Here is a 420-nt window from a genome sequence, read left to right as displayed (position 1 = left end):
ATTGAACAAGAGAATTTATTTGTGTGCTTTTTTGTTTTCAATGCTAAATGCTAATGAAAATGTCGAGTTAGAAAAAGTAGAAGTTAGCGAAACCATAAGTAAAAAAGATGAATCGTTTGAAAAAACAAAAGCCATAAGCACAAGAGAAATAGATGCTTCAAACACACAAAGTCTAGATGATATCGTAAGATCCGTTCCAGGAGCTTTTACAAATGTTGATAAATCTCAAGGCACTATAAATGTCAATATCCGTGGTATGAGTGGATTTGGTAGGGTAAATATGATGGTAGATGGAGTTTCTCAGACATTTTACGCAGCATCTTCAGATGATGGTACAGGAAATGGAGGAACATCTTCATTTGGTGGTTTAATAGATCCAAGCTTCATAACTGGAGTTGATATCGAAAGAGGTTCATTTAG

The 420-nt window shown here is 34.5% G+C and carries 1 protein-coding gene; it reads left to right on the top strand.

Translation table 11 applies throughout. The features are described 5' to 3' along the window. Positions 1–40: 40 nt before the first annotated feature. The coding region (locus F1B92_RS08595) for a TonB-dependent receptor plug domain-containing protein (protein WP_229770995.1) at positions 41–420 on the top strand (380 nt) is incomplete at its 3' end.

Source organism: Campylobacter portucalensis, from assembly GCF_009690845.1.
GTDB classification, from domain to species: domain Bacteria; phylum Campylobacterota; class Campylobacteria; order Campylobacterales; family Campylobacteraceae; genus Campylobacter_B; species Campylobacter_B portucalensis.
The sequence above is the reverse complement of the archived record's forward strand: the minus strand, read 5'-3'. Positions and strand labels throughout refer to the sequence as shown.